Raw genomic sequence first — 19811 nt, 5'->3', positions numbered from 1 at the left:
CGCTTTATACGTAAGCCGGGCATGCCCGGCTTTTTTACGCCAGATTGTTCCCAAAAAATCCCCTCTGCTCTCCGCACTCTATACTTATCATTTTGCACGATATTTTCACCGGAGGACGCCGTGCCGTGGTTCCTGCTGCTGTTGATAAGCCTGTTTAGTGCGCCATCTCTCGCCGTGGCGATCCCCGGAGTCACCTCCGGGACCACGGCTACCCAGCAAAATGCGCCGCCGGCGGAACCGGATGTTGAACAAAAAAAAGCGGCTTACGGCGCGCTTGCTGACGTCCTTGAGAACGACGCCTCCCGGCAGGAACTCATTGGTCAGTTGCGGAAAGCCGCCGCCACGCCGCCGCAGGCGTCGGTGCCAACCCTCACACCTCCGCAAGTGGAGGAGCAAAAAACGGTGCTGGAAAACGTCACCGACGTGAGCCGCCACTACGGGGAAGCACTCTCCTCGCGCTTCGCTCAGCTTTACCGCAACCTGATTGGCTCGCCGCATAAGCCCTTTAACCCACAAACGTTTACCGCCGCTGCGACACAGTTCCTGATGCTGGCGGGCGCGGTATTCCTTTTTTACTGGCTGGTGCGCCTGTGCGCGTGGCCGCTGTACCGCAAAATGGGGCAATGGGGACGCAGGAAGAATCAGCAGAAAAGCAGCTGGTTGCACCTGCCGTTGATGATAGCCTCAGCGTTTATCATTGATTTACTGCTGCTGGCGTTGACGCTGTTTTTAGGCCAGATGCTGGCCGATAAGCTGAATGCAGGCAACAAAACCATCGCCTTCCAGCAATCACTTTTCCTGAATGCCTTTGCCCTGATCGAATTTTTTAAAGCTCTGCTGCGGTTATTATTTTGTCCGCGCGTACCGGCGCTGCGACCTTTCACCATCGGGGATGTGAGCGCAAAATACTGGGCGCTGCGTCTCAGCGTGCTCAGCGGGTTGATTGGCTATGGTCTGCTGGTTGCCGTGCCGATCATCTCCAACCAGGTGAACGTCCAGTTTGGCGCGCTGGCAAACGTGCTGATTATGCTTTGTATTACCGTCTGGTCGCTGTACCTTATCTTCCATAACAAAAAGGCCATTACTGAGAGCCTGCTGCACCTGGCCGATCGTTCCCTCTCGTTCTTTAGCCTCTTTATTCGCGCTTTTGCGCTGGTGTGGCACTGGCTGGCAAGCGCTTATTTCATCGTACTGTGCTTCTTCTCGCTGTTCGATCCCGGCAACAGCCTGAAATTTATGATGGGGGCGACGTTCAAAAGTCTGGCCATTATCGGCATCGCGGCATTTGTGTCGGGATTGTTGTCCCGCTGGATCTCGAAAACCATCACCCTCTCGCCGCAGGTCCAGCGTAATTACCCGGAACTGCAAAAACGGGTTAACGGCTGGATGTCGGTATCGCTCAAAGTAGCGCGTATTCTTACCGTCTGCGTGGCGATTATGCTGCTCCTGAATGCGTGGAGCCTGTTTGATTTCTGGAACTGGCTGCACAACGGTGCGGGTGAAAAAACGGTCGATATCCTGATTCGCATCGCGTTGATTTTGTTCTTCTCCGCCGTCGGCTGGACGCTGCTGGCGAGCCTTATTGAGAACCGTCTGGTTTCGGATATACACGGCAGACCGCTGCCCAGCGCGCGAGCAAGAACGCTGTTAACCCTGTTCCGCAACGCGCTGGCGGTCATTATCAGCACCATCACCATCATGATTGTGCTCTCGGAAATCGGCGTGAATATCGCCCCGCTGCTGGCGGGTGCGGGTGCCCTGGGGCTGGCCATCTCCTTCGGTTCGCAAACGCTGGTGAAGGATATTATTACCGGCATCTTTATTCAGTTTGAGAACGGGATGAATACGGGCGATCTGGTCACGATTGGGCCATTAACCGGCACGGTAGAGCGGATGTCCATTCGCTCTGTCGGCGTGCGTCAGGACACCGGTGCATACCATATTATCCCCTGGTCTTCGATCACCACCTTCGCCAACTTTGTACGCGGCATTGGTTCCGTCGTGGCGAACTACGATGTGGACCGTCATGAAGATGCAGACAAAGCTAAACAGGCGCTGCGCGATGCGGTGGAAGAACTGATGCAGATGGAGGATATTCGCGGGCTGGTGATCGGGGAGCCGTCATTTGCCGGCATCGTCGGGCTGACAAACACGGCATTTACCCTGCGCGTGTCGTTCACCACCCAGCCGCTGAAGCAGTGGACGGTGCGCTTTGCCCTCGACAGCATGGTGAAAAAACACTTTGACCTGGCGAATGTGCGGATGCCGGTACAGACCTATCAGGTACTGCCGCCCCCCTCATCGCCGCTCCCACCGCAGGAGCCGACGCTGTAATCTGGTTGCCGGGTGGCGGCTTCGCCTGACCCGGACTGCGAGACATATTATTTGCGGCGCTTGTTATCGTCCATGAATGACCAGGCAATAAAGCGGCTCTGTTTCTGACCTTGCGCCATCTCTTTTTTCACCACTTTTACGGCCCCCGCTTCTGTGAGAGCGCGGTAGAGTGGCGGCAGGTTATCCCCCCGGGAAACCAGCGTCGTGAACCACTTCACCTGACGACCAAACTGCTTGCTTTCCTCAATCATGCGCAGGATAAAGGCGACTTCACCGCCCTCACACCACAACTCCTGCTGCTGTCCGCCAAAGTTCAGTGCAGCATCTTCCGCCTGACCCAGATTGCGGCGCTTGCGTTCGCTGCCCGCACGAGCCGCTGCCGCTGAATCATGGAACGGGGGGTTGCACATCGTGGCATCGTAGCTTTCGTTTTTGTGAATAATGCCGTTGAAGATCGAGGCCGCCTCTTTCTGACGACGCAGGCGAATGGCGCGGCTTAACCCAGGGTTGGCGCTGATAATCGCCTGCGCGCTGGCAAAGGCCTCAGCGCCGATTTCACTCCCGGTAAAACGCCAGTGGTACTCATGAGCGCCAATCAACGGATAGATCAGGTTTGCCCCGGTACCGATATCCAGGATAGTGGCTTGCTGCGGAACTACACCGCCACGGTCGTCAGCAAGAAGATCGGCCAGATGGTGAATGTAATCAGCACGCCCCGGTACAGGAGGACAGAGAAAGCCTTCCGGAATATCCCAGTGAGCCACACCGTAAAAATGCGCCAGCAGGGCTTTATTCAGCATTTTAACTGCCCGGGGGTCAGCAAAGTTCACCGAAGGCTCGCCCGCAGGCGTCTGGACAATATAGTCCTGCAGTGGAGGGCAGCTCTGGCATAACGCATTCATGTCGTAGCGGCTGCGATGGCGATTTCGTGGGTGCAATCCCGGCTTTTGGGAAGTCATGGCATTCTCCTTTAAACAGCGGCGTAAGATACCCTTTGCAGGCCCAACGGTAAATCTTTCTCTGCGACGCGCAAAAACTTGCCATTTATCAGACACCTTTATGTCTATGATCCGTCAGCGAATTGTCAATTTAGATCGTTCAAAAAATAAGCAGATCATCATCAAATATTTGCGCTAAGTCACATTCGTCAGGCTTCTAAACTTAAAGGGAAATCACCTGTTGTTTCCTCATGAGGATGTGATTATGAAAAAGTACCTGACCCTTGCTGTAATCGCAGCCGCCCTGGCGACCGCGTCATTCTCCGCTATGGCCGTTCAGTCACTGACCCAAAGTACCGATACTAGCCAGCTACGTCCTGCGGGCACCGTTTCGGTTAGCCGGGCGAGTAACCTTGACGATTTGCAGGATAAATTGGCCGAAAAAGCGCGCCAGGAAGGTGCCAAAGGATATGAGATTAATTCTGCGAGCGGCAATAACCATCTGTTTGGCACTGCGACCATCTATAAATAATCCGACGTCCACGCAACACACTGCATCTGCAACACAGATGCAGTTTTCCCTCCCCCATACCTTGATTGTTCATTTTTTAACCCCATATTGAGCGTATCACTTCAAAAGACTCCAGGAGGAGTTCATGGCTTCCGGTTGGGCGAATGACGACGCCGTTAACGAACAGATCAACAGTACGATTGAAGATGCCGTTGCCCGTGCTCGCGGCGAAATTCCGCGCGGCGAAAGTTTATCGGAATGCGAAGAATGCGGAGAACCCATTCCGGAGGCACGACGTAAAGCCATGCCGGGCGTGCGGTTATGCATAACCTGCCAGCAGGATAAAGATTCAAAAGCGTCATTAAATTCGGGATATAATCGCAGAGGTTCGAAAGACAGCCAGTTACGTTGACTCTCCTTTACGTAAGCTAACCACCCAAGCGCATTCCTTTACTCTCACGATTTTTAGCGGAACGCGTAGCAAAATGTGCCCTTCTCAACGCGACTGTAAAGCACTTCAACAAGAAGTGTAAAGCGGCACTTTGAATTTATTAATATTCAATAAGTTATTTGTCATTCAATTTTTTTGAGCAACCACGTCAATTCTCTTCGATTTTATCCTCCACAAAAAAGCGTGATACTTATCACATCGACGGAACATCGTCCCCTTAACAGAATAACCTGCGAGAGATTAACTATGAAAACCATCAAATATGCTGTTGCTGCTGTTGCCCTGTCCGCTCTGTCTTTTGGCGCATTTGCTGCAGAGCCTGTCTCTTCTACTCAGGCCCAGGGCATGAATAAAATCGGTGTGGTAAGTGCAGAAGGCGCGACCACGCTGGACGGTCTGGAAGCCAAACTGGCTGAGAAAGCCGCAGCTGCCGGTGCAAGCGGGTACACCATCACCTCCGCTAACACCAACAACAAGCTGAGCGGTACTGCGGTTATTTACAAATAATCGAACGAATTGTGCTCCACCCTCACCGTACCCTCTTGGTGAGCTGCTCCAACCCTCATTGACCTGTTGTTACCCTTGCTTGCCCGTCCGCCACTGGACGGGCTTTTTTTTTGCTTAAAACGTCTCTTCAACGCGTTTCAGCCCTGCTTCGATCGTTTCAACTTCCCCGGTAGCCAGCAAACAACAGGCCATCTGTAGCTTGAGGGAATGCGGAACGGGCACATTTCCGGCAAGGCACTGCTCAATCCAGTGCGCGGTGGTGTGCGGATCTTTTGCCTCAGGCAATATCACGCCGCTATTTTCGTCCCCACGCTCCAGAATGGCGCGCGTACCGACGGAATCAATCAGCACCACCTGAGGGCAGCGCTGCGGGTTAGCATAAACTTCGCCCTCTGTACCCTGCGTCAACAATGCCCTGCCCCCAATGTCCTCGAAAAATTTACCCACACGCGCAACATATTCCGGGTGAGAAACGCTGGAAAGACGCAGAGCGGCATCTTCACCAAAAGGTGTCGCCAGTTTCGCCAGGGTGTGTGCGCTGTTACGCACCCCCATGCGCCAGCGCATATCAAGCTGCTTTTCCAGCGGTGGGCAAAGTGCACCGACAGGGATGTAAACCGGTTGATGGCCATCCAGTTTCGCCTGTGCCTGGCCAGCATGTCGTGTTGGCGCGATCCCCAGCATCCCGAAAATAGTCTCCGTCAGTACGCGCGTAGGATCTTCGCTCACGCCGTGAACCACCACCGGAAACCCGAGTTTGTGTAATAAGATAGCCAGCAGTGGAGTGAGGTTTGCCTGCTTGCGCGCACCGTTATAGCTCGGGATCACAATCGGCATCGGTTTTGCCACCGGCGGCGTTAAGCGCAGCGTATGCGCCTGCATGGCTTCATAGAAGCCGCGCATCTCCGCTTCACCTTCACCCTTGATACGCAGCGCAATCAGAATGCCCCCCATCTCCAGGTCAGGAACCTCACCATTGAGCATATGGGTGTAAAGCGCACGAGCGGTTTCATGGTCCAGATCGCGGGCATGATTTTTTCCGCGCCCTACTTCTTTGATAATTTTGCGATAATCCACGACATCTCTCCTGAAAACATCATCTTGTTAACAATATAGCCCTGAAGAACCTACAGACGTTAGTTTTTTTCAACCGGATCAACCTTCTGTTTTTATGATGAAAAGTGAAACTCAAGCACTATTTCAATTATTTGTAATTCCGCCAGAAGATTCTTAATACGTCATTATTTGCTTAAATAGTCAGCGGAAAGTCATTAAGGGTCACCGGTGAAAACGTCCAGGCAGCGTTCTCACCAGAAACATACCAGGATTTGTTATGAACAAGGTTGCTTTAGGTTTATTCATCGCCGCAACAGTGGGATGTTCTGCATCTGCATTAGCGGCAACAAACGGTGAAGGTCAGATAAACTTCACCGGGGAAATAATTGATTCTGCGTGTCAGGTGGTTAATGGGTTAAGTAATCCATTAAATGTTCAGCTAGGTAAAGTGTCTAAAACGGTATTTACCGGTGCGGGCTCTACCAGCACGTTAACGAAGTTCGATATTCAGCTAAAAGATTGTCCGGAAACCGTTACCTCCGCAGCGATTAACTTCGGCGGAACGCCGGATGCGAATAATAACGCCACGCTGGCATTAACGCCGGATGTGGATGCTGCAACAGGTGTGGCTATTCAACTGGTTGATGCTTCTGAACAACCCGTGAGTCTGTATACGCCGTCTCAGCAATATCCTTTAGCCTCCGGCACGACGGTCAACGACCTGATATTCGGCGCACGGTATATTCAAACCGGGGCCGCAATTACCGCAGGTCCGGCTAACTCTGTATCGACCTTCACCGTTATCTATAACTGATATTATCCATCCTGAGATATTAACGTTTTTATCGGCGTTAATATCTCTTCTTTTTTTGAGAAATAGTTATGCGCCACGGTTATTTACTGAGCACTCTTTTACTGGCAGCCGCCACTGCGCATGCAGGTGTTATTATTAATGGCACCCGTCTGGTCTACCATGGAGATAAAAAGGAGTCCTCTCTTGGCGTTTCAAACCCAGATACCACGGATTATCTGGTACAGTCCTGGGTCGATTCTGGCGGTAAAACCCCGGGCAAAGCGCCCTTTCTGATTACACCACCGCTTTTTCGTCTTGATGCAAAAGAGGATAACGTGCTGCGCGTGGTACGTACCGGTGGCAATCTACCGGAAGATCGTGAATCGCTGTACTGGTTAAATATCAAAGCCATTCCCTCCTCAAAACATGTTGAAGGGATGAATACCCTGCAAATTGCCATTAATACGCGCATAAAATTGTTGTATCGCCCTACTTCAGTTAAAGGCAAACCTGAAGATGTCGCAAATAAACTTGAGTGGCATCGTGAAGGCAACGATCTGGTCGTCAATAACCCAACGCCATTCTATATGAATTTCCAGAAGGTGACGCTGAACGGCCATAAAGTGGATAAAGCCACGTGGGCAATACCTGAAACGGAAACACATTTTGCCTTACCTGGCAACGTCAGCGGTTCCACTGTCGCGTATTCCATTATTACGGATTACGGCAGTATCAGCCAGACATGGTCGAAATCAGTCCACTAATATTATGTGCAGACAATTACTATAATCATGTACAGCCATAAAAAGCCGTTCACCTGCCGAATTTCATCACTGCTGGTCATTTTATGTGGCCTGGCGCTGGCGATCTTTGCACAGCAGGTTATGGCTGATGATTATTTTAACCCGGCATTACTGGATATTGATAATCCTCAACAGGGAAAGACCGACCTGTCCGTTTACGAAAAAGGGCCAGGGCAGGCACCGGGAAAATATCAGGTCGCCATTTTTATTAATAACAATAAAATTGATACACGCGACGTCACGTTCAAATTACAAAAAGATCCGCAAGGTAATAACTCTCTTCAGCCCTGCTTTAGTCTGAGCGACTTAAAAAGCCTGGGTATCAAAACCCAAAAATATCCAGAGCTGATGGCAAAAGGCCAGTGCGCTGATTTAAACACCATCCCGGCAGCCTCCACGTCGTTCCACGTTCGCAATCAACAGCTGCTGCTCAGTGTTCCGCAACTGGCACTAGGCCAGGTTCCACGGGGCTATATCGACCCAAAAGAGTTCGATGAAGGGATCACGGCTGGTCTGCTCAATTACAGTGCGACCGCGAGCCAAAGCCACGCGCTGCAACAGGGTGAACAGGATACCAGCAGCCAGTACGTCAATCTCCGGCCTGGCCTTAACATTGGCGCATGGCGGTTGAGAAACTACTCGACATGGAACCGCAGCACCACGGGTAAAGAACAACAGCAGACGTTTTCATCCATTTATACCTACGCCCAGCGCGATATTGTGGCGATGAAAAGCAGCCTGACGGTCGGACAAAGTTCTTCCCCTGCCGACGTGTTTGATAGCGTGCCTTATACCGGCGTACAGCTTAACTCCGACAGCGACATGCTCCCGGACAGCGAGAAAGGGTATGCCCCGATTATTCGCGGTACAGCACACAGTAACGCTCTGGTGATGGTGCGACAGAACGGTTACGTCATTTATCAAAATACCGTTGCGCCCGGTGCGTTTGAGATCAACGACCTCTACCCGACGGGCAGCAGCGGCGATCTTCAGGTGACGGTAAAAGAAACCGACGGCAGCGAAAGCCATTTCGTGGTGCCCTACGCTTCAGTACCGGTACTCCAGCGTGAACATAACCTGCGCTATAGCGTCACTGCTGGCCGTTATCGATCATATGACAGCGATGTAGAGAAAACGCCGTTTGCCCAGGGCAGCGCAATTTATGGTTTACCGTATGGTTTCACCGCCTATGGCGGCGTACAACAGAGCAGCCATTATCAATCTCAGGCGCTGGGCGCGGGAAAAAACATGGGTGATTTAGGCGCCTTTTCCATCGACGTGACCCGCGCGAAAGCACTGCTTAAAAAGCAACAGGCCAGCAAAGGCCAGTCCTGGCGTGTACGTTACAGCAAAGATTTTGCCGGCTCCGGTACCAACTTCTCTCTCGCGGGGTATCGCTACAACAGCAAAGGGTTTTACACCATGGAAGACACCATGGAGTCCTGGACCCGCTCGGACGACTGGTCGGCCCCACAGCAGCGTCGCGCGCGGGCTGAAGCCACCGTCGACCAGACGCTGCCCAAAGGGTGGGGTTCCGTCACCCTGAGCATGGTGAAAGAGACCTACTGGAGCCAGAGTCAGGACATGACCTCCATGAGCGTCAGCTACAACAACAGCTGGCACGGCGTGAGCTACAGCCTGAGCTACAGCATGAACAAAAATACTGACGACAGCGACGAGAACGGGGAGTCAGTTACCAACGACAACCAGTTCTCTCTGAGTGTCTCCGTTCCGCTTGACCGCTGGATGCACAACACGTGGGCTACGTACAATCTGAATAACACTAAAGAGGGTACCACGCAGAATATTGGCCTGAACGGCACGGCGCTAAAAGAAGAGAACCTCAACTGGAATATTCAGGAAGGTCTGAGCACAACCGGCAGCGGCAATTCCACCAGCGTGAATGCCGACTATAAGGCGACCTATGGCGAAGTGAGCGGCGGTATTAGTCAGGATAAATATCAGCGCACGGTGAATATGGGCCTGCAGGGTGGCGTCGTGGCGCATGCTAACGGCATCACGTTAAGTCAGCCGCTAGGGGAAACCATCGCTCTGGTAAAAGCGCCGGGGACCCATGGCACACATATCACCAACCAGACGGGAGTCGAGACCGATTTCCGTGGCTATACCGTTGTGCCATTTGTCACTGCCTATCGCCATAACACCATTTCGCTGGACACCGAAACGCTACCAGAGGATGCCGACGTGACCCACGCCGCGCAGATTGTCACCCCGACACGTGGGGCAGTCGTTCGGGCGAGCTTCAACACCCGTGTGGGACGTCGGGTATTGATGACGTTGACACAAAACGGTAAACCGCTTCCCTTTGGCGCAACCGTCACCACCGACGATAAGGACAGCGAGTTCATTGTGGGCAGCGACGGCCAGACCTATCTCTCCGGTTTACCTCAGCACGGGAAACTCTCTGTCAGCTGGGGGCCAGATGTCAGCGAGCATTGCAGCGCTGCATACGCGCTAACGGATGAGAAAGATAAATCCACCATCATTCATGCTGGCGCGCAGTGTCAGTGATCCACCGCTCAGGTTCAATATTATGCAATTGATTAAACACTGCTTTTTTCTACTGATTCTGGGAGCCGCTGCATTATTTATGCCGCATGCTAAAGCGACCTGTACCACCCCGGACCTGCCAAAAATGATCAACATCGCGTCGGTCTCGGTTTCCACAACGCTGGCCGTTGGGGCGACCATTCCCGGCTCGGAAAATACCGTTCATGTTGCAGGAAACTGCGATCAAAGCATTGATAGTGGCCTGGAGATCGTGTCCTGCTATTACGGTACGGGGGCTGAAATACCGGGCATGACTGGCGTCTATGACTCCGGCGTGCCCGGGGTTGGTATCGCATTGATGAACGACAAAGGCCAGCGTATTAGCGGAGCTGGCGGCGTACAGTGCGATTCGCGCAGCACCCCCATAGGGTATGTCTCCACCGATGGACAACAATCATTCAGTTTTGACGTCACGCTGGAGCTGGTAAAAACCAGCAATGCGATCTCTTCAGGTACTCTGGTTCAGGCCCAAACCCGGTTTGGCATTGGCGTATTTGGTCATGAAGGGATTGGCGACCCCAATAATATTTCTTACGCGGGAAATATCACGGTGCACGAGGTGACCTGCTCCGTATCCCCAAAAAGCCTGACAATCAAATTAGGGGATTTTCCGGTCAGCGCATTTACCGGTGCGGGTTCAATAGCTCCCTACAGGACGTTTGACGTGGACGTGAATTGTACCGACACCGTGCAGCCGGAGGTCATGATAACAAGTGCAAATGGCTATGATACGAACTTCCCGGGCGTCATCAACCTGACTCAGGAAACCGGCGTCGCAACGGGTATAGGGGTTCAAATGCTGTTTGACGGAGAAGTCCCTGATTTTGGTACCTACAGGAGTACTGCCGCAGTTGCGCAAGCGAATGAAACGCTGGCGATTCCTTTTCAGGTACGTTACGAGCAAACCGCAGCCGACGTCACACCCGGCAGCGCCAACAGCATTGCCACCATCACGCTGGGGTATAAATGACAAAATATCTTCCTGTTTTGCTGCTTGCTTTGACACCTCACGCCTTTGCAGAGGAAATACAGGTGCTCATGCAGGGCAATATTTTTGCCAATACCTGTTCCGTCGACAGCGCCAGCCAGAATTTGACTGTCGATCTCGGTCAGGCATCGTCAGGTGATTTTAAAGACATCGGCGACACGGGGGTATGGAAAAACGTAGATCTGACACTCTCAAAATGCCCTGCCACCACAACCCTTGCCACCGCCACGTTTCACGGACAGGCGGATGGCGCACATCCGACAAAATTTGCGAATAACGGCACGGCTGGCGGCCTGGCTCTCGAACTTGCCGATCGTCAGGATCACATCCTTATCGCTCCTCAGGCCAGCTTTAGCGTACTGATCAATCAAAGCGATCATACGGCAGACTTCCCCTTAGCTGCGCGTTACTACGCCACCTCAATGCCCGTCACCGCCGGCACGTTCAACAGCGTCGTGCAGGTGACCTTCACTTACCAGTAGGACCGCGCCCCTTAGCACGGAGGCTTTTCTTGCGCCCGACAGGCAATTTGGCCGGGCGTTTTATTACCTCAGGCACTTCCGGTTGTTCGATGGGGAAAACGGGCAAAGCATTCAACAGCCGCTGACCGTAATTTTTGGTGAGCAAGCGTTTGTCGTAAATCACCACCTCACCCCAACAACCATGGCTACGGATCAGACGCCCCACCTGCTGGATCAGGTTAAACGATGCCGCGGGTAAGCTCTGCACCTCAAACGGATAGCGGTTAAGGCTTTTCAGCCATTCCCCTTCGGTGATCACTACCGGGCTGTCGATCGGCGGGAAGGCGATTTTATGGATATGCACCTGCGTCAGGTAGTCCCCTTTCAAATCCAGACCTTCAGCAAACGACTGCAAACCTACCAGCACGCTGCGCTCACCGTTATCAATGCGTTTACGGTGCGTCTCCACCAGCCGATAGCGCGGCTGATCGCCCTGCACCAGTAACAGTAAACGCAGATCGGTAACGTGCTCCAGGAAACGCAGCATCGCCCGCCCACTGGCAAATAACACCAGCATCCCGGGGTACTTTTTGCTTTCAACCTGCTCGCGGAAGTAGGCTGCCATCTCGGCAATATGCTGCTCTTCGTTGTCGATAAGCGGCTCATACTTCATGCGCGGGATCACCAACTTGCCCTGCTCACAGTGGTTAAACGGTGAGTCCAGCGCCACAAAGCGATCGCCCGCTTTCTCTTTCAGGCCGCTCATCTCCTGCAAACGCGAAAAACTGTTCAGGGAACGCAGTGTGGCCGATGTGACCACCACATGCGGCACGCTTCGCCAGATAAGTTTTTCCAGCTGATCGGCCACGCGAATACCTACGCAGTGGAAAAAGAGGTGCACTTGTCCGTCACGCACTTCACGGGTGGCCCATTTGGTGACCGGTGCGCCCGAAGCCTGTGCCATCGAGGCCAGCCGCCACAGCTTGCTTTGCGCTTCAAACATACCGAGTGCACGGTTCATCTGGAGCAATATGCGGTGCAATCGCACCACATCGTGTGAACCGGTTTTCTCACTGAGATCGTTTAAAAACATCTCCGCCAGCCCGCGTAGCTTTTCAAGATGCTTCGCCAGTTGCTGACAAATCTCCATCACTTCATCCGGGAGTTCGCCCATCGCAAAGCGGTGTTCAGCCTCCTGCGTTGCCGGAAGCCAGAGATTGAGGATGTTATTGAGTGAGGCAATAAGGCTATACACCTCTTCGCAGTGTTCGCTAAGACGCTCAGGCACCGCCAGCGGTGGCGTGGTTTTCGGGCGGAACTGCTCCATGCAGGTCGCCACCAGCTTGCAAAAGAGATCCAGCTGCAGGCGGAACCACGGTGCGGTAATTTCGGCACTCATTTCCAGCGCGTCCCGCGCCACGTCCGGCAGATGGTGACCTTCATCAAGCACCAGAAGCAGGTTTTTGGGCTCCGGCAGCACCGCTTCGCTCTCGAGCGCCGCCATCACCAGCGCATGGTTGGCGACCACCACTTCCGCTTCCTGAATCTCACGTCGGGCGACAAAGAACGGGCACTCCCGATAGTAGTGGCAGTTGCGGTTCAGACAACTCGCTTTATCGGTGCTGAGCCTGCGCCATAAGTCATCGCTAATTGCCTGGCTGGTGTGATCGCGCAGACCATCCCATTTGTAGCCATCGAGATCGGCTTTTAGCTTTGCACACTGCTCCTGCTCGGCCTTGTTGTTCGGCGTCAGTTCGTCATCGAGAAACGCCAGCAAATCTTGCTGATTAGGCTCGCTGCTGGCAAGTGCCGCCAGGTTACGCGGGCAGACGTAGCGCCCGCGTCCGAAAGCGGCCGTAAAACGCAGATCGGGGATGATTTTGCGCAGCAGCGGTAAATCTTTGCTGAAGATCTGATCCTGCAGCGCCACGTTGGCGGTGCTGACCACCAGCGTTTTGTCCTCTTCCCGCGCAATCGCGATGCCGGGAATGAGATACGACAAGGTTTTCCCGACGCCGGTTGGGGCTTCAATCGCCAGATGTCGCCCGTCGTCCCCGGCGAGCGTTTTTGCCACGTCAGCAATCATCTGCCGCTGCGGCGCTCGGGGGATAAAGTCGGGTATCTGCTGCTGTAGCGCCTTATACCATGCGCCAATTTGCGCCTTGAGCGCAGCGGTTAAAGCCATTGGAAAACCTGAAATACTGTATAAACAGCCACTATTGTGGCACTTTCTCTTTGCTGTCGCAAAAAGAAAAGCCCGGCTTTACGACCGGGCTTCCAGATTACTGCGGGTTAGCAGGTTTACGCGGGCGGCGTCGGCGCTGCCCTTCCCCTGCTGGCTTGCCTTCGCCGCTGCGCCACGGGTTTTCACCGGCGGGTTTGGCTTCGTTGCTACGACGCGGCGGTTTGCCTGCTGATTTCGGTGCACCACCGTCGGCACGACGCGGCTGCTGACCGCGGCCACCGCCGCCCTGACCACGTCCCCCCTGACGACCGTTCTGAATTGGCTCAGCTTTAATCGACGGGTCAACTTCATAGCCCGGCGTTTCAATGCGCGGGATCTCTTTCTTCAGCAGGCGTTCGATATCACGCAGCAGCTTGTGCTCATCCACGCAAACCAGAGAAAGCGCTTCACCGGTTGCCGCCGCACGACCGGTACGGCCGATACGGTGGACATAATCTTCCGGCACGTTTGGCAGCTCGTAGTTCACCACGTGCGGCAGCTCTTCAATATCGAGACCACGGGCGGCAATGTCGGTCGCCACCAGCACGCGGATGTCGCCAGATTTGAAGTCCGCCAGCGCGCGGGTACGTGCGCCCTGGCTCTTGTTACCGTGAATGGCGGCACTGCGGATGCCATCTTTATTCAGCTGTTCCGCCAGGTGGTTCGCGCCGTGCTTGGTGCGGGTAAAGACCAGCACCTGCTGCCAGTTGCCCTGGCCGATCATCTGGGAGAGCAGTTCCCGCTTACGCTTTTTGTCAACGAAGTGAACGTGCTGGGTGACCTGCTCAGAGGCGGTGTTGCGACGCGCCACTTCCACTTCCAGCGGGTTATGCAGCAGCTTTTCTGCTAGCGCCTTGATCTCGTCGGAGAAGGTCGCGGAGAAGAGCAGATTCTGACGACGCGGTGGCAGTTTAGCCAGCACGCGGCGAATGTCGTGAATAAAGCCCATGTCGAGCATGCGGTCGGCTTCGTCCAGCACCAGAATTTCGACGTTATCCAGTTTCACCGCGTTCTGGTGTTCCAGATCCAGCAGACGACCCGGCGTTGCCACCAGCACGTCCACACCGCCGCGCAACTTCATCATCTGCGGGTTAATGCTTACACCGCCGAAAACGACCAGCGAGCGAATGTTGAGATAGCGGCTGTAGTCACGCACGTTCTCGCCAATCTGGGCTGCCAGCTCACGAGTTGGGGTGAGGATCAGCGCACGAACCGGACGACGGCCTTTGGCGTGCGGCTGGTTTTTTACCAGCAGCTCTAACAGCGGCAGCGTAAAGCCCGCGGTTTTACCGGTACCGGTCTGGGCGCTGGCCATCAGATCGCGGCCCTGCAAGACGGCGGGGATAGCCTGCTGCTGGATTGGGGTTGGCTCAACGTAGCCCTGCTCTGCGATCGCGCGCAGAATTTCCGGGTTCAGGCCAAGGGAATCAAAAGACATAAAAACTCCGAACCGCCCCGACCATCACAGGTGTAGTTTTCAGGGAGATATAACGAATAGGCGAGGACAAAAACCACAATGTCGCGAAGGGGCGGAGTGTAGCAGCTTTTGTGACGTAGCGCATAAAATATCCCTCGGTTCCCTCGACGAGGGCGTGAATCAGGCATAGTCTTAATCAATCGATTGATTAATTTTTAATGCCGCTATGAATACGACCCCGACGACATCAAAAGGTGAACAGGCCAAAAGCCAGCTTATTGCCGCGGCGCTGGCGCAGTTTGGCGAGTACGGACTGCATGCCACGACGCGCGATATTGCGGCACTGGCCGGGCAGAACATTGCAGCCATACCCTACTATTTTGGCTCAAAAGAGGATTTATACCTCGCCTGTGCCGAGTGGATCGCCGATTTTATCGGCACGCAATTTCGCCCGCACGTTGAGGAAGCCACCGCGCTGCTCGGCCAGCCGTCGCCCGATCGCGCCGCCATTCGGCAGCTGATCCTCAACGCCTGCCACAATATGATCCGCCTGCTGACGCACGACGATACGCTCAACCTGAGTAAATTTATCTCCCGCGAGCAGCTCTCCCCTTCTGCCGCGTACCAGCTCGTGCACGATCGGGTGATTGCCCCGATGCATACTCACCTGACCCGGCTGATCGCCGCCTATACCGGGCGGGATGCCAACGATACCGAGACAATTTTGCATACCCATGCCCTGCTGGGTGAAATCCTCGCCTTCCGTCTGGGGCGGGAGACTATCCTTTTACGCACCGGCTGGACACAATTTGATGAGGATAAAGCCGCGCAGATTATTCAGGTCATCACCTGTCATCTCGATCTGATCCTGCAAGGTTTAACGCAAAGGAGCCTGAAGTCATGAAAAAACCTGTCGCCATCGTTCTGGTGGTTGTTGTTTTGCTTACTGCGGGAGTCGGTGGCTGGCTGTGGTATCAGAGTCATCAGGATAAAGCCCTGACGCTGTACGGTAACGTTGATATTCGCACGGTGAATATGAGCTTCCGCGTGGGGGGGCGTCTGGCATCGCTTAACGTTGATGAAGGCGACACAATTACGCGCGGTCAGACGCTGGGTATGCTGGATAAATCCCCTTACGAGAACGCGCTGATGCAGGCAAAGGCAGGCGTATCTGTCGCCCAGGCACAATATGACCTGATGCTGGCGGGTTATCGCGATGAAGAGATTGCCCAGGCCGCCGCAGCGGTCAAACAGGCGCAGGCGGCTTACGACTACGCGCAGAATTTCTATGCCCGCCAGCAGGGGCTGTGGAAAAGCCGCACCATTTCAGCCAACGATCTGGAAAACGCCCGTTCATCACGCGATCAGGCCCAGGCCACGCTGAAATCCGCTCAGGACAAACTAAGCCAGTACCACACCGGTAATCGCCCGCAGGATATTGCCCAGGCGAAAGCCAGCCTTGAACAGGCTCAGGCGCAACTTGCCCAGGCCAAACTGGATCTTCACGATACCACTCTGGTTGCACCGTCTGACGGTACGCTGATGACCCGCGCCGTGGAGCCAGGCAGCATACTCAGCGCGGGCAGCACCGTTTTAACGCTCTCCCTGACCCGCCCTGTGTGGGTGCGCGCGTACATCGACGAGCCGAATCTCGGCCAGATGCAGCCAGGACGCGAGCTGTTGCTCTATACCGATGGTCGACCGGACAAGCCGTATCACGGCAAGGTGGGCTTCGTTTCCCCAACCGCCGAATTCACACCGAAAACCGTTGAAACGCCGGACCTGCGTACCGACCTGGTCTATCGCCTGCGTATCATCGTGACTGATGCGGACGACGCGCTGCGTCAAGGCATGCCTGTCACCGTAAAAGTAAACAACGGGGAACGACATGAATGACGCGGTTATTGAGCTCAGCAATCTGGTCAAACGCTTCCCGGGAATGGACAAACCGGCCGTCGCACCGCTGAATTGCACCATTCAGAAGGGCTATGTCACCGGACTGGTCGGTCCGGACGGTGCCGGCAAAACCACGCTAATGCGAATGCTGGCGGGGTTGCTTAAGCCGGATGACGGAACCGCCAGCGTGCTCGGGCTCGACCCGATCAAGGATGACAGCGCGCTCCATGCCATGCTCGGCTATATGCCGCAGAAGTTTGGTCTGTATGAAGATCTGACGGTAATGGAAAACCTGAATCTGTATGCCGACCTGCGCAGCGTGACCGGCGACATTCGCCAGAAGACCTTTGCTCGTTTGCTGGAGTTTACTTCACTCGGTCCGTTCACTGGCCGGCTGGCGGGTAAGCTCTCCGGCGGCATGAAACAGAAACTGGGGCTGGCCTGTACGCTGGTCGGTGAACCGAAAGTTCTGCTTCTGGATGAACCGGGTGTCGGCGTTGACCCCATCTCTCGCCGTGAATTGTGGCAGATGGTGCACGAACTGGCAGGCGACGGGATGCTGATCCTCTGGAGCACCTCCTACCTTGACGAAGCGGAGCAGTGCCGGGATGTGCTGCTGATGAACGAAGGTGAACTGCTTTATCAGGGCGAGCCGACGACACTGACACAAAGTATGGCCGGACGCAGTTTTCTGTTGCACAGCCCGCAGGAATCCAACCGCAAGCTGTTACAGCGGGTGCTGAAATTGCCGCAGGTCAGTGACGGGATGATTCAGGGCCGTTCGGTACGCGTGATCCTCAAGAAAGAGGCAACCGTCGACGACATTCGCCGTGCGCAAGGTATGCCTGAGATCGAGATGGAAGAGACCGCACCGCGCTTCGAAGATGCGTTTATCGATCTGCTGGGCGGCGCGGGAACGTCAGAATCTCCCCTCGGGGCGATCCTGCACACGGTTGAAGGTACGCCGGGCGAAACGGTGATTGAAGCCAAATCCCTCACTAAAAAGTTTGGTGATTTCGCCGCCACCGATAACGTGAATTTCGCGGTGAAGCGCGGTGAGATTTTTGGCCTGCTCGGGCCGAATGGCGCCGGGAAATCCACCACCTTTAAGATGATGTGCGGTTTGCTGGTCCCCACTGCCGGTAAAGCGCTGGTACTGGATATGGACCTGAAGGTCAGTTCCGGCAAAGCGCGTCAGCATCTGGGCTATATGGCGCAGAAGTTCTCCCTCTATGGCAACCTGACGGTCGAACAGAATCTGCGCTTTTTCTCCGGCGTGTACGGCCTGCGCGGGCGGGCACAGAACGAGAAAATCCGCCGTATGAGCGACGCCTTCGGGCTAACCAGCATTGCCTCTCACGCAACGGATGAACTGCCGCTCGGCTTCAAACAGCGGCTGGCGCTGGCCTGCTCGCTGATGCATGAGCCCGATATTCTGTTTCTTGATGAGCCTACGTCCGGCGTTGACCCCCTCACCCGTCGCGAGTTCTGGCTGCACATCAACAGCATGGTTGAAAAAGGGGTTACCGTGATGGTGACAACCCACTTTATGGATGAGGCTGAGTACTGCGACCGTATCGGGCTGGTCTATCGCGGCAAGCTGATTGCCCACGGAACGCCAGATGACCTGAAAGCACAGGCCGCCGACGATGAAGTCCCGGACCCGACGATGGAGCAGGCGTTTATCACCCTCATCCACGACTGGGATAAGGAGAATGCCCATGCACAATAACGCCATTTCCTGGCGCAGGGTGCGCGCGCTGTGCATCAAAGAGACACGCCAGATCGTGCGTGACCCCAGCAGCTGGCTGATTGCGGTAGTGATCCCCCTGCTATTGCTGTTTATCTTTGGCTACGGTATTAACCTCGACTCCAGCAAGCTCAGAGTCGGTATTTTGCTGGAACAGCAGAGCAAAGAGGCGCTGGATTTCACCCACGCGATGACCGGCTCACCCTACATTGACGCCACCATCAGCGACAATCGTCAGGAACTGATCCAGAAGATGCAGGCCGGGAAGATTCGCGGTCTGATCGTCATTCCGGTGGATTTTGCCGCCAATATGGCGCGGGCAAATACCGATGCACCGATCCAGGTGATCACCGACGGCAGCGAGCCAAACACCGCGAACTTTGTGCAGGGTTACGTGGAGGGGATCTGGCAGCTGTGGCAGATGCAGCGCGCTGAAGACCGGGGGGAAACGTTCGACCCTCTGATCGACGTGCAGACCCGCTACTGGTTTAACCCCGCCGCAATCAGTCAGCACTTTATTATTCCTGGCGCGGTGACGATTATCATGACGGTCATTGGCGCGATCCTGACCTCGCTGGTGATCGCCCGCGAGTGGGAGCGCGGCACCATGGAGGCGCTGCTTTCTACCGAAGTGACGCGTGTCGAGCTGCTGCTGTGCAAACTTATCCCCTACTACTTCCTCGGCATGCTGGCGATGCTGCTCTGTATGCTTGTGTCGGTATTTATTCTCGGTGTGCCGTACCGCGGCTCGCTGGTCGTGCTGTTCTTTATCACCAGCCTGTTTCTGCTCAGCACGCTCGGCATGGGGCTGCTTATCTCCACCGTCACCCGCAACCAGTTTAACGCCGCCCAGGTGGCGCTCAACGCCGCTTTTTTACCGTCGATTATGCTGTCCGGGTTTATTTTCCAGATCGACAGCATGCCCGCCGTGATCCGCGCCGTGACCTACATTATTCCGGCGCGCTACTTCGTGAGCACGCTGCAAAGCCTGTTCCTCGCGGGAAATATTCCGGTGGTGCTGATTATCAACACGCTGTTCCTGATGGCGTCGGCAACGATGTTTATTGGCCTGACGTGGATAAAAACCAAACGGCGGCTGGATTAAGGAGCG

At 54.7% G+C, this 19811-nt stretch carries 17 protein-coding genes; 13 read left to right on the top strand and 4 right to left on the bottom strand.

Features of this window, described 5'->3' with window-relative positions; all coding sequences use genetic code 11:
* Positions 1-120: 120 nt before the first annotated feature.
* Positions 121-2334, top strand: a complete 2214-nt coding sequence (gene ybiO / locus ACLHV8_RS05685; protein WP_208593787.1) for a mechanosensitive channel protein — start codon at positions 121-123, stop codon at positions 2332-2334.
* A gap of 47 nt (positions 2335-2381) precedes the next feature.
* Here the strand turns inward: ybiO and rlmF are convergent, their stop codons facing one another.
* Positions 2382-3293 (bottom strand): 23S rRNA (adenine(1618)-N(6))-methyltransferase RlmF, encoded by a 912-nt coding sequence (gene rlmF, locus ACLHV8_RS05680; RefSeq protein ID WP_208593788.1) that lies wholly within the window; start codon positions 3291-3293, stop codon positions 2382-2384.
* Between the two features lie 244 nt (positions 3294-3537).
* Here rlmF and bhsA point away from each other — a divergent pair, with 244 nt between their 5' ends.
* The 3 genes from bhsA (at position 3538) to ybiJ (ending at position 4741) form a co-directional block, all read left to right on the top strand.
* Complete coding sequence (gene bhsA / locus ACLHV8_RS05675) at positions 3538-3804, top strand: multiple stress resistance protein BhsA (protein WP_208593789.1); 267 nt, start codon at positions 3538-3540, stop codon at positions 3802-3804.
* Positions 3805-3928: 124 nt separating this feature from the next.
* Complete coding sequence (locus tag ACLHV8_RS05670) at positions 3929-4195, top strand: DksA/TraR family C4-type zinc finger protein (protein ID WP_208593790.1); 267 nt, start codon at positions 3929-3931, stop codon at positions 4193-4195.
* A gap of 285 nt (positions 4196-4480) precedes the next feature.
* A complete protein-coding gene (gene ybiJ, locus ACLHV8_RS05665; protein ID WP_028019369.1) occupies positions 4481-4741 on the top strand; it encodes a DUF1471 family protein YbiJ in 261 nt (86 codons plus the stop codon).
* Positions 4742-4855: 114 nt separating this feature from the next.
* Here the strand turns inward: ybiJ and ybiB are convergent, their stop codons facing one another.
* Positions 4856-5818: a DNA-binding protein YbiB gene (ybiB, locus tag ACLHV8_RS05660; protein ID WP_208593791.1), complete on the bottom strand. Its 963-nt coding sequence runs from the start codon at positions 5816-5818 to the stop codon at positions 4856-4858.
* 256 nt (positions 5819-6074) lie between these two features.
* Between ybiB and ACLHV8_RS05655 the strand changes: the two genes are divergently transcribed.
* The 5 genes from ACLHV8_RS05655 (at position 6075) to ACLHV8_RS05635 (ending at position 11434) form a co-directional block, all read left to right on the top strand.
* A complete protein-coding gene (locus ACLHV8_RS05655; RefSeq protein WP_049008658.1) occupies positions 6075-6611 on the top strand; it encodes a fimbrial protein in 537 nt (178 codons plus the stop codon).
* Positions 6612-6679: 68 nt separating this feature from the next.
* On the top strand, positions 6680-7354 hold the full coding sequence (locus ACLHV8_RS05650; protein ID WP_208593792.1) for a molecular chaperone: 675 nt from the start codon (positions 6680-6682) through the stop codon (positions 7352-7354).
* Positions 7355-7381: 27 nt separating this feature from the next.
* Positions 7382-9925 carry a fimbria/pilus outer membrane usher protein gene (locus ACLHV8_RS05645; RefSeq protein WP_208593793.1) on the top strand — a complete coding sequence of 848 codons (2544 nt, stop codon included), beginning with the start codon at positions 7382-7384 and terminating at the stop codon, positions 9923-9925.
* Between the two features lie 22 nt (positions 9926-9947).
* Positions 9948-10934 carry a fimbrial protein gene (locus tag ACLHV8_RS05640; protein ID WP_208593794.1) on the top strand — a complete coding sequence of 329 codons (987 nt, stop codon included), beginning with the start codon at positions 9948-9950 and terminating at the stop codon, positions 10932-10934.
* Positions 10931-11434 carry a fimbrial protein gene (locus tag ACLHV8_RS05635; RefSeq protein WP_208593795.1) on the top strand — a complete coding sequence of 168 codons (504 nt, stop codon included), beginning with the start codon at positions 10931-10933 and terminating at the stop codon, positions 11432-11434. The genes ACLHV8_RS05640 and ACLHV8_RS05635 overlap by 4 nt, the downstream gene beginning before the upstream one ends.
* Here the strand turns inward: ACLHV8_RS05635 and dinG are convergent.
* Both dinG and rhlE read right to left on the bottom strand, forming a co-directional pair.
* Positions 11421-13598, bottom strand: a complete 2178-nt coding sequence (gene dinG, locus ACLHV8_RS05630; protein WP_208593796.1) for an ATP-dependent DNA helicase DinG — start codon at positions 13596-13598, stop codon at positions 11421-11423. The genes ACLHV8_RS05635 and dinG overlap by 14 nt on opposite strands.
* 97 nt (positions 13599-13695) lie before the next feature.
* Positions 13696-15075: an ATP-dependent RNA helicase RhlE gene (gene rhlE / locus ACLHV8_RS05625; RefSeq protein WP_049008675.1), complete on the bottom strand. Its 1380-nt coding sequence runs from the start codon at positions 15073-15075 to the stop codon at positions 13696-13698.
* Positions 15076-15280: 205 nt separating this feature from the next.
* Here rhlE and cecR point away from each other — a divergent pair, with 205 nt between their 5' ends.
* From cecR to ACLHV8_RS05605, 4 genes are read left to right on the top strand one after another with little or no spacing between them, the layout of a single operon-like run.
* Positions 15281-15958 (top strand): transcriptional regulator CecR, encoded by a 678-nt coding sequence (cecR, locus tag ACLHV8_RS05620; RefSeq protein ID WP_208593797.1) that lies wholly within the window; start codon positions 15281-15283, stop codon positions 15956-15958.
* Positions 15955-16950: a secretion protein HlyD gene (hlyD, locus tag ACLHV8_RS05615; protein WP_410376826.1), complete on the top strand. Its 996-nt coding sequence runs from the start codon at positions 15955-15957 to the stop codon at positions 16948-16950. Before cecR ends, hlyD begins: the two co-directional genes overlap by 4 nt.
* Positions 16943-18682, top strand: a complete 1740-nt coding sequence (locus ACLHV8_RS05610; protein ID WP_208593799.1) for an ATP-binding cassette domain-containing protein — start codon at positions 16943-16945, stop codon at positions 18680-18682. The genes hlyD and ACLHV8_RS05610 overlap by 8 nt, the downstream gene beginning before the upstream one ends.
* Positions 18672-19805: an ABC transporter permease gene (locus ACLHV8_RS05605; protein ID WP_108090552.1), complete on the top strand. Its 1134-nt coding sequence runs from the start codon at positions 18672-18674 to the stop codon at positions 19803-19805. The genes ACLHV8_RS05610 and ACLHV8_RS05605 overlap by 11 nt, the downstream gene beginning before the upstream one ends.
* The last annotated feature ends 6 nt before the right edge of the window (positions 19806-19811 follow it).

The sequence above is a fragment of the Enterobacter sp. CPE_E863 genome (assembly GCF_046521465.1).
Lineage (GTDB): Bacteria > Pseudomonadota > Gammaproteobacteria > Enterobacterales > Enterobacteriaceae > Enterobacter > Enterobacter adelaidei.
The sequence above is the reverse complement of the archived record's forward strand: the minus strand, read 5'-3'. Positions and strand labels throughout refer to the sequence as shown.

Bases quoted from the DNA above. Each gene is read 5' to 3' on its own strand.
- rlmF (WP_208593788.1), bottom strand. From the start codon at position 3,293: ATGACTTCCCAAAAGCCGGGATTGCACCCACGAAATCGCCATCGCAGC.
- bhsA (WP_208593789.1), top strand. From the start codon at position 3,538: ATGAAAAAGTACCTGACCCTTGCTGTAATCGCAGCCGCCCTGGCGACC.
- ACLHV8_RS05670 (WP_208593790.1), top strand. From the start codon at position 3,929: ATGGCTTCCGGTTGGGCGAATGACGACGCCGTTAACGAACAGATCAAC.
- ybiJ (WP_028019369.1), top strand. From the start codon at position 4,481: ATGAAAACCATCAAATATGCTGTTGCTGCTGTTGCCCTGTCCGCTCTG.
- ACLHV8_RS05655 (WP_049008658.1), top strand. From the start codon at position 6,075: ATGAACAAGGTTGCTTTAGGTTTATTCATCGCCGCAACAGTGGGATGT.
- ACLHV8_RS05650 (WP_208593792.1), top strand. From the start codon at position 6,680: ATGCGCCACGGTTATTTACTGAGCACTCTTTTACTGGCAGCCGCCACT.
- ACLHV8_RS05645 (WP_208593793.1), top strand. From the start codon at position 7,382: ATGTACAGCCATAAAAAGCCGTTCACCTGCCGAATTTCATCACTGCTG.
- ACLHV8_RS05640 (WP_208593794.1), top strand. From the start codon at position 9,948: ATGCAATTGATTAAACACTGCTTTTTTCTACTGATTCTGGGAGCCGCT.
- ACLHV8_RS05635 (WP_208593795.1), top strand. From the start codon at position 10,931: ATGACAAAATATCTTCCTGTTTTGCTGCTTGCTTTGACACCTCACGCC.
- dinG (WP_208593796.1), bottom strand. From the start codon at position 13,598: ATGGCTTTAACCGCTGCGCTCAAGGCGCAAATTGGCGCATGGTATAAG.
- rhlE (WP_049008675.1), bottom strand. From the start codon at position 15,075: ATGTCTTTTGATTCCCTTGGCCTGAACCCGGAAATTCTGCGCGCGATC.
- cecR (WP_208593797.1), top strand. From the start codon at position 15,281: ATGAATACGACCCCGACGACATCAAAAGGTGAACAGGCCAAAAGCCAG.
- hlyD (WP_410376826.1), top strand. From the start codon at position 15,955: ATGAAAAAACCTGTCGCCATCGTTCTGGTGGTTGTTGTTTTGCTTACT.
- ACLHV8_RS05610 (WP_208593799.1), top strand. From the start codon at position 16,943: ATGAATGACGCGGTTATTGAGCTCAGCAATCTGGTCAAACGCTTCCCG.
- ACLHV8_RS05605 (WP_108090552.1), top strand. From the start codon at position 18,672: ATGCACAATAACGCCATTTCCTGGCGCAGGGTGCGCGCGCTGTGCATC.